The organism is Bacillus sp. HMSC036E02, from assembly GCF_001836235.1.
Taxonomy (GTDB): domain Bacteria; phylum Bacillota; class Bacilli; order Bacillales; family Bacillaceae_G; genus Bacillus_A; species Bacillus_A cereus.
The window spans coordinates 248,368-257,595 of record NZ_KV827816.1 but is presented as its reverse complement, the minus strand read 5'-3'; the positions used below and the strand labels follow the sequence as shown (position 1 = coordinate 257,595).

Below are 9,228 nucleotides of genomic sequence, written 5' to 3'. Positions count from 1 at the left end.
CCTTTATAAAGGGCGTTGTTTTTTTATTTTGTTTATTTTTTAGAATATTTACTTATTTTTGTGGACAGTATTTTTTTTGCGAGTTACTCTTGTATTAAGTGTATAAAGAAAATTGCATTTTACTGCTAGGGGGGAAGAGTGTGTTAGAAAGGATGTCTTTTTTTGCAAAATTGTGTAAGGTAGATGAAAATCCAGAGTTAGGAATGTGGTTACTTTATGGGACGATTATTATATTAAGTGCTCTCGTTTATAATTTAGGGTTTGCTAGAAAGTTGTCTGTACTAAAAAATATTGTGATATACATATCATTAGCAATTGGATGCACAGTATTAACCTTTTTTGCTGTGTTTTTACCTGTTGGAGAAGGACTTGTTGTAGCGGCAATTGTACTTGGAATTTATAGACTGCGTTTGCGTCAAGCGAAACAACAAAAAGCAGGATAAGAAAGGGGAGTTTTCATGCGTTCAGTACAAGATGCACTATATAATTGGTTAACAATTAAAACAGTTGCGGAAGCACGTCCAGATGATAGTGCTGCAAAAGAAACATATTTGTTATTTCAAAATATGGTATATGAAGAACATAAATTAAGAAATGTGGAAGTCGAAAAGAACGAGGAAATGTATTTAATTACATATGAAATAAATGGAGAACGGAAATCTGCAAGGTTTCCGTTAGAAGCCATTGATTGTTTTTTGGATCAGATGAATCGTGAACCTGAAAAATATAAATAAGTCCTTATCTATATGAGTAAGGACTTATTTACATTTTACCAATCATCTTCGATTTTTTTATCACGATATAATCGGAAATTACCACTTGCATGACGTTCCATTGTACGCTCTGCAATTCGTTCCGAACATTCCATGCACATATATGTATGAATAGGGCGATTACGCAGTTTTTTTGCCATAGGATTTTCATCATCTAACATATCTTTTTTATCACAAATCATACATTTGACTCTCATTTCGTCACCTCAATACGAATTCTATCAGTATAAGTATATCATGGAAGTATAATGTTTTTGAATAATAGTGGGAAAAAATAATATTTTCGCAATTCGAAAAATAAGTTATGATAAGGATATACCAAGTATATTTGGAGGTGAAAATATGGCGAATGTAGTAGAGCCTACCTTAACAGAGGATTTAGTACAAACGTTGCGTAAAGAGTGTATTGTTATGATAGCAACGACAGATTTCGAAAAACAAGTTCCTAACGTAAGTGCTATTTCTTGGGTGTATGCAGTGAGTAAAACTAGTATTCGATTTGCAGTAGATCAACGTTCACGTATTGTGGAAAATATACGTCATAATACAGGTGTGGTATTGACTATAATGGCGAATGAATCCGTATTTTCTATAAGTGGTGCAGGTGAAATTTTGACAGATAGAATGGAAGGTATTTCTCTAAAATTAACTGTAATAGAAGTAAAGGTGCAAGAAGTGCGTGATGTTATGTTTTATGGAGCGAAACTTGCAATTGAACCAACATATGAAAAAACATATGATCTTCGGGCAGCGAAAAAGCTGGATAACGAAGTCTTAGTAGGGATAAGAGAATTATAAAGATGCTAAATCAGAAATTCGTTTATTCACTTTTGTAGTCGGTTATTGTGATTTAACGTTAATAATTATAATAAAAAGTAATATATTGAATAGAAATGAATAAAGAATAAATAAAAGGTTTAATGACTATGATTTTCGATTCTACCTCGTTTACACGGTACATATAATTATAACAATGGTTCGTCCATATTTTATGGATGAAACCCTTGTTCTACAAATTTAAAAGTGGAGTCAGGGGGTAACAGGTTGGATAAAATTTATGTGTTAGATACGAATGTACTTTTGCAGGATCCTTTATCTATTTTTTCATTTGAAACCAATGAAGTAGTGATTCCAGCAGTTGTATTAGAAGAGGTTGATTCGAAAAAACGTTATATGGATGAAGTAGGAAGAAACGCTCGTTATGTATCTAAGTTAATAGATAAATTTCGTGAAATAGGAAAGCTGCATGAAAGTATCCCGCTAGAAAACGGCGGAACATTTCGTATTGAATTGAACCATCGTTCATTTGTGCAACTACAAGATATTTTTGTAGAAAAAACAAATGATAATCGAATTTTAGCTGTAGCAAAAAATCTATCTTTAGAAGAACAGGAAAAAGAGGACGGGAAGTCTGTTATTTTAGTAAGTAAAGATGTACTCGTAAGGGTAAAAGCTGATGCAATTGGTTTGAAGGCTGAAGATTATTTAAGTGATCGCGTAATTGAAGTAGAAAATATATATTCTGGTTTTTTAGAAGGATATATATCAAAAGAACAATTGGATTATTTTTATGAGAAAGGTGAATTGCCTCTATCTGAAATTGCGAATCATCCTTTTTACCCAAATCAATTTGTAGTAATGAAAGATGCATTAGGGGGCTCTAGTTCTGCGCTTGGCATTGTGGATCACTTAGGGAAGAAGGTAAAGAAACTTATTTTTCACAATGAACAAGTGTGGGGGATACGACCACGAAACGTGCAGCAAATTATGGGATTAGAATTGTTGCTTCGTGAAGATATTCCGCTTGTAACGTTAACGGGGAAAGCCGGCACAGGAAAAACGTTACTTGCGTTAGCTTCGGGACTTATGCAAACAGAAGACTTAGGGTTATATAAAAAATTACTTGTGGCAAGACCAATTGTTCCAGTCGGAAAAGATATCGGTTATTTACCAGGAGAAAAAGAAGAAAAGTTAAGACCATGGATGCAGCCAATTTTTGATAACCTAGAGTATTTATTTAATACGAAAAAGCCAGGAGAGTTAGATGCTATTTTAGCTGGAATGGGTTCGATTGAAGTAGAGGCCCTTACTTATATACGCGGGAGAAGTATTCCAGATCAGTTCATTATCATTGACGAAGCACAAAATTTAACAAAGCATGAAGTGAAGACGATATTAACTAGGGTAGGGGAAAAGAGTAAGATTGTATTGATGGGAGATCCTCAGCAAATTGATCACCCATATTTAGATGAATATAATAATGGCTTAACGTATGTTGTAGAGAAGTTTAAAGAACAGCGTATTAGTGGTCATGTGAAGTTTGTTAAAGGGGAGCGATCTAATTTAGCTCAACTAGCAGCAGATTTATTGTAAAAAGGAGTGAGCTTAAGCTCACTCCTTTTCTTTAAATAATTGTAAATTTACGGATGTTACGGATTGGATTTTGTTGATTAGATCCATCATTGAAATAGAGATGAACAGGCCCGTCTTCTTTTAATGGTTTTCCTTCTTTTGAAAAGCCTAGTATAGCATTTTTGACAGTTTCTAATGGAAGTGTCATTGTATGATCTACCGTTTCAATTTCAACTTGCGTAGCGTCTTCTAAAATTTCAGCGTTAACAAGGAATGGATGAAATGGTATACCAAATGTTCCAGTAATCAGCTGTTCTTTTTTATATTTCTTCACACTTTGTTGTATTGGAGGAAAAGCGGCACCATCACGGATTTCGCGATCCCAATGTTCTGAAGTGTTTTTTAAATAAGTTTCTAGTTCAGACGTGTTTTCTCTAGCTTCATCAAAGTAAGTTGTCAAATCTACTTTTCGATCATCAAAGATCCAAACAGTTGGATCAATAGTGATTGGAAAACGTACTTTTCCGTTAATAAATAAAATTTCGCTCATTGTTGTTCCCCCATTTGTGTTATACTCCCACTTTTCAGTATAATAGTATTAGACACTGTTGTCACAAAAAATGTTTCTATTGCAATTTATTAAAACTATCGCTAATATTAATAGATAGGATAGAGGAGAGTAGGACGGAAACGGAGGGAATCAATTTGGCGTCTGAGACAGTAGCAAATCATCAGGAAAAGGCACTAGCCCTTCTACAAGCGGATGCAGAGAAGATTTTAAGACTTATTAAGGTGCAAATGGACCATCTTACAATGCCGCAATGTCCATTATATGAAGAAGTGTTAGACACACAAATGTTTGGACTATCCCGCGAGGTCGATTTTGCGGTTCGCCTTGGTCTTATTGCAGAAGAACAAGGGAAAGCAATGTTAGGTGAGCTCGAACGTGAGTTATCTGCACTTCATGAAGCATTTACAAACAAACAACAATAACGGGTTCAAATAAGGGGGCTCAAACTAAATTAGTTTGAGCTTTTTATTTGTATAATAAAGCAGGAAGAATCAATGTACATATGGAATACAACAATAATTAAATTGAAACAGAAAGAGGAAATGAAATGAAAAAAGTATGGAAATCAATGGATTATTCATTGTTACTTCCTCTTGTTATTTTATGTGTGCTGGGGGTAATAATGGTATATAGTTCGAGTTCCATTGTTGCGATTTCGAGATTTGATAAACCAGCAAATTTCTTTTTTAAAAGACAATTAATTACTTTAGTTGTTGGGACAATGGTATTAATAATTATTGCTACTATCCCATATAAAGTTTGGAGAAAACGAATTTTTTTGTTGGGGAGTTACGGTGCTAGTGTTGCCTTATTAGCTGCAGCTGCCTTTTTCACTAAGAAAGTAAACGGTGCAAACGGGTGGATATTTGGAATACAGCCTGCAGAATTTGTTAAGATAACAGTTATTCTCGTCTTAGCTCATTTTTTTGCGAAAAGACAAGAAACGAATACACCTGTTTTCAAAGGGTCAGGTCCAGTACTTATTGGTGTTGGAATAATCATGTTTTTAATATTAAAGCAAAATGATTTAGGTACTGATTTGTTAATTGCAGGAACAGTAGGAATTATGTTTCTTTGTTCGGGAGTACAGGTTAACTTATGGATTAAACGAATTGCTTTAACTTCTATAGTATGGATTCCGGCACTATATCTTCTTGGTAATTATGCATTAAATCCATATCAAAAGGCACGTTTTTCTGTTTTCCTTGATCCGTTTAATGATCCTCAAAAGGATGGGTTTCAATTAGTGAATTCATTTATTGGAATCGCTTCTGGAGGGCTTAATGGTAGAGGATTAGGGAATAGTGTACAAAAATATGGTTATTTACCAGAACCGCAAACGGATTTTATAATGGCAATTATATCTGAAGAACTTGGTTTTATAGGTGTAGCTATCATTTTAATCTGTTTATTACTTATTATTATTCGGTCATTTAGAGTTGCGCAAAAGTGTACAGATCCATTTGGAAGTTTAATAGCTATCGGAATTGCAAGCTTGTTTGGAGTTCAAACGTTTATCAATGTCGGTGGTATGTCTGGAGTAATACCACTTACAGGAGTACCATTACCGTTTGTTAGTTACGGCGGAAGTTCTTTATTAGCTAATCTACTTGCAATGGGAATACTACTCAATATTGCTAGTCACGTGAAACGACAAGAGAAACAACAGAATGGTGTAATGAAAGAAAGAGAACAAAATGGACCACATCTTGTAGTTGTAAAATAAAAACACATTGTGCTTTAGAGCATGATGTGTTTTTTATTTTTAAGTAGTTTTAAATATGATGTACTAATTTCTCTTTCAGTCAAAAGATATATCACATTAAGTTAAATGTGATATACAATTAAGTTGTTAGAAAAGGAAGAGGTATGCTATACTATTTTTGTGAAACAAATTGCACAGAAAACTTATCATTTGTTAGAAAATAAGGTATGATGGATAAAAATAAAGTGAAGCTTTCTAAGTATAATATAATGTGGAAAGTGAAGAACTTCACGCTTTTTAAGGTGTGTATATATTTTATCTCTAGAGTGGTAGGAAAGTAGAGGGGGAAAATCATGACAAAGCTGCAACGTATTCAAAAAGTATTGGTAGCTAACCGTGGAGAGATTGCAATTCGTGTGTTTCGAGCTTGTTCGGAACTTGGATTAAAAACAGTTGCAATCTATTCTAAAGAGGATAGTGGTTCTTATCATCGCTATAAAGCCGATGAGTCCTATTTAGTTGGGGAAGGAAAAAAACCAATTGATGCTTATCTAGATATTGAAGGCATTATTGAGATTGCAAAAAGTAATCATGTAGATGCAATCCACCCTGGATATGGTTTCTTGTCAGAAAATATTCAATTCGCTAAACGTTGTGAAGAAGAAGGAATTATCTTTATCGGTCCGAAAAGTAAGCATTTAGATATGTTTGGAGATAAAGTGAAAGCAAGAACACAAGCGCAGCTAGCACAAATTCCAGTTATACCTGGTAGTGATGGTCCAGTAAATTCATTAGAAGAAGTCAAAAAATTTGCTGAAAAGTATGATTACCCGATTATTATTAAAGCATCCCTTGGGGGTGGCGGTCGTGGTATGCGTATTGTGCGTACTAGTGAGGAATTAGGAGAATCATATAATCGAGCGAAATCAGAAGCGAAAGCAGCTTTTGGTAATGATGAAGTTTACGTCGAAAAATTCGTTGAAAAACCTAAACATATAGAAGTACAAATTTTAGCAGATGAAGAAGGCAATGTTGTTCATTTATACGAGCGTGACTGTTCTGTACAACGTCGTCATCAAAAAGTTGTAGAAATTGCACCGAGTGTATCACTTTCAGATGATCTGCGTCAGCGTATTTGTGATGCTGCTGTGAAGTTAACGAAAAATGTAAACTATTTAAATGCAGGAACAGTAGAATTCCTTGTAAAAGATGATGAGTTTTACTTTATTGAAGTAAATCCACGTGTTCAAGTAGAACATACGATTACAGAAATGATTACGGGAGTAGATATTGTTCAATCACAAATTTTAATAGCTGATGGACATTCATTACATAGCAAAATGGTAGGTGTTCCGAAGCAAGAGGAAGTAGTTGTACATGGATTTGCAATTCAATCTCGTGTAACAACTGAAGATCCGCTAAATAATTTTATGCCGGATACAGGAAAAATTATGGCGTATCGATCAGGCGGTGGTTTTGGTGTACGTCTTGATACAGGAAATAGCTTCCAAGGTGCAGTTATTACACCGTACTACGATTCTTTACTTGTAAAAGTTACAACTTGGGCACTTACTTTTGAGCAAGCTGCTGCAAAAATGGAACGTAACTTAAAAGAATTCCGTATTCGTGGTATTAAAACAAATATTCCATTTCTAGAGAATGTAGTAAAGCATAAAAACTTCTTATCAGGAGAATATGATACTTCATTTATCGATGCGTCACCTGAATTGTTCTTGTTCCCGAAACGTAAAGACCGTGGAACGAAAATGTTAAATTACATTGGTACAGTAACAGTAAATGGTTTCCCAGGAGTAGGGAAAAAAGAAAAACCAATATTCCCAGATGCTCGTATTCCATGTTTAAAACATTCAGAGCCAATCCAAAATGGAACGAAACAAATTTTGGACGAGCGTGGAGCGGACGGATTAGTAAAATGGGTACAGGATCAAAAACGTGTACTTTTAACGGATACAACATTCCGTGATGCACACCAGTCATTACTTGCAACTCGTATTCGTACAAAAGATTTACATCAAATTGCGGAGCCAACAGCGAGAATGTTACCGAACCTATTCTCAGCGGAAATGTGGGGCGGTGCAACGTTTGATGTTGCGTATCGTTTCTTAAAAGAAGATCCATGGGAACGATTACTAGATCTTCGTGAAAAAATGCCGAACGTGTTATTCCAAATGTTACTTCGTTCTTCAAACGCAGTTGGATACAAAAACTATCCAGATAATTTAATTCAAAAATTTGTGGAATGTTCTGCTCAAGCAGGCATTGATGTATTCCGTATTTTTGATAGCTTAAACTGGGTGGAAGGCATGAGAGTTGCAATTGACGCTGTACGAGATACTGGTAAAATTGCAGAAGCAACAATGTGCTACACAGGGGATATTCATGATCCACTGCGTAGTAAATATGATTTAAATTACTATAAAAATTTAGCAAAAGAGTTAGAAGCATCAGGAGCTCACATTTTAGGTATTAAAGATATGGCGGGCTTACTAAAACCAAATGCAGCATATGATTTAGTTTCTGCATTAAAAGAGACAGTGTCGATTCCAATTCATCTGCACACGCACGATACGAGTGGAAATGGTATATTAACGTATACGAAGGCAATTGAAGCGGGTGTTGATATCGTCGATGTAGCAGTGAGTTCTATGGCTGGTCAAACGTCACAACCAAGTGCGAACACGCTATACTATGCGTTAGGCGGAAACGAAAGACAACCAGATGTTAATATAGATTCTTTAGAAAAACTATCTCATTATTGGGAAGATGTACGCAAATACTATGCACCGTTTGAAAGTGGTATGAATGCGCCTCATACAGAGGTGTATATGCATGAAATGCCGGGTGGGCAGTATAGTAATCTTCAGCAACAAGCGAAGGCGGTTGGTTTAGGAGATCGATTCGATGAAGTGAAAGTAATGTACCGCCGTGTGAATGACATGTTTGGAGATATTGTAAAAGTAACGCCATCATCAAAAGTTGTTGGTGATATGGCATTATTTATGGTTCAAAACCATCTGACAGAACAAGATGTTTTAGAGCGTGGACATGCCATGGACTTCCCAGGGTCTGTTGTTGAAATGTTCTCTGGTGATTTAGGTCAACCGTACGGTGGTTTCCCGAAAGAATTACAAAAGATTATTTTAAAAGGGAAAGAGCCATTAACAGTAAGACCAGGTGAATTACTAGAGCCAGTAGATTTCGAAGCGTTAAAAGAAGAATTATTCCATAAACTTGGACGCGAAGTAACGATTTTTGATGTAGTGGCATATGCTTTATATCCAAAAGTATTTATGGATTATGAAAAAGTTGCTGAGCTTTATGGAAATGTATCTGTACTTGATACACCGACGTTCTTCTATGGTATGAGACTAGGTGAAGAAATTGATGTAGAAATTGAACAGGGTAAAACATTGATGGTTAAACTAGTATCAATTGGAGAACCTCAGCCGGATGGAAACCGCGTTCTTTACTTGGAATTTAACGGTCAACCACGTGAAATTATCGTGAAAGACGAGAGTGTAAAAGCAACAGTTGCACAACGTGTGAAAGGAAACCGTGAGAATCCAAATCATATTAGTGCAACGATGCCAGGAACGGTAATTAAAGTAGTTGTAAAAGAAGGCGACGAAGTGAAAAAAGGCGATTCTATGGCAATTACAGAAGCGATGAAAATGGAAACGACAGTTCAAGCGCCGTTCAATGGTAAAGTGAAGAAAGTATATGTTAACGATGGTGATGCAATTCAAACGGGTGATTTACTTATTGAATTAGATCACTAAAATAAGAAAAGAGCTGTGTAAATACAG

Annotated in this window: 9 protein-coding genes; 7 read left to right on the top strand and 2 right to left on the bottom strand. The window is 35.3% G+C overall.

Annotation, left to right across the window (positions count from 1 at the left end; all coding sequences use genetic code 11):
- Positions 1 to 140: 140 nt before the first annotated feature.
- Together HMPREF2590_RS05620 and HMPREF2590_RS05615 are read left to right on the top strand one after the other, a co-directional pair.
- Positions 141 to 443: a YlaH-like family protein gene (locus HMPREF2590_RS05620; protein ID WP_000893662.1), complete on the top strand. Its 303-nt coding sequence runs from the start codon at positions 141 to 143 to the stop codon at positions 441 to 443.
- Positions 444 to 458: 15 nt separating this feature from the next.
- Positions 459 to 734 (top strand): hypothetical protein, encoded by a 276-nt coding sequence (locus HMPREF2590_RS05615; protein ID WP_001258151.1) that lies wholly within the window; start codon positions 459 to 461, stop codon positions 732 to 734.
- A 35-nt stretch (positions 735 to 769) separates the two neighbouring features.
- Here HMPREF2590_RS05615 and HMPREF2590_RS05610 read toward each other — a convergent pair whose 3' ends face one another.
- Positions 770 to 970: a YlaI family protein gene (locus HMPREF2590_RS05610; protein WP_002082250.1), complete on the bottom strand. Its 201-nt coding sequence runs from the start codon at positions 968 to 970 to the stop codon at positions 770 to 772.
- A 145-nt stretch (positions 971 to 1,115) separates the two neighbouring features.
- Here HMPREF2590_RS05610 and HMPREF2590_RS05605 point away from each other — a divergent pair, with 145 nt between their 5' ends.
- Together HMPREF2590_RS05605 and HMPREF2590_RS05600 are read left to right on the top strand one after the other, a co-directional pair.
- Entirely contained in the window at positions 1,116 to 1,571 is a 456-nt protein-coding gene (locus HMPREF2590_RS05605; protein ID WP_000024596.1) for a pyridoxamine 5'-phosphate oxidase family protein, read from the top strand.
- A 246-nt stretch (positions 1,572 to 1,817) separates the two neighbouring features.
- Entirely contained in the window at positions 1,818 to 3,146 is a 1,329-nt protein-coding gene (locus HMPREF2590_RS05600) for a PhoH family protein (protein WP_000358083.1), read from the top strand.
- Between the two features lie 31 nt (positions 3,147 to 3,177).
- Here HMPREF2590_RS05600 and HMPREF2590_RS05595 read toward each other — a convergent pair whose 3' ends face one another.
- Positions 3,178 to 3,675, bottom strand: coding sequence for a hypothetical protein (locus tag HMPREF2590_RS05595; protein ID WP_001289784.1), 498 nt, complete (start codon positions 3,673 to 3,675; stop codon positions 3,178 to 3,180).
- Between the two features lie 155 nt (positions 3,676 to 3,830).
- Here HMPREF2590_RS05595 and HMPREF2590_RS05590 point away from each other — a divergent pair, with 155 nt between their 5' ends.
- The 3 genes from HMPREF2590_RS05590 (at position 3,831) to pyc (ending at position 9,201) form a co-directional block, all read left to right on the top strand.
- Positions 3,831 to 4,118 carry an Fpa/YlaN family protein gene (locus HMPREF2590_RS05590; RefSeq protein ID WP_000135694.1) on the top strand — a complete coding sequence of 96 codons (288 nt, stop codon included), beginning with the start codon at positions 3,831 to 3,833 and terminating at the stop codon, positions 4,116 to 4,118.
- 125 nt (positions 4,119 to 4,243) lie between these two features.
- Positions 4,244 to 5,422 (top strand): FtsW/RodA/SpoVE family cell cycle protein, encoded by a 1,179-nt coding sequence (locus HMPREF2590_RS05585; RefSeq protein WP_000758404.1) that lies wholly within the window; start codon positions 4,244 to 4,246, stop codon positions 5,420 to 5,422.
- A gap of 332 nt (positions 5,423 to 5,754) precedes the next feature.
- Positions 5,755 to 9,201: a pyruvate carboxylase gene (pyc, locus tag HMPREF2590_RS05580; protein ID WP_000164093.1), complete on the top strand. Its 3,447-nt coding sequence runs from the start codon at positions 5,755 to 5,757 to the stop codon at positions 9,199 to 9,201.
- Positions 9,202 to 9,228: the final 27 nt, after the last annotated feature.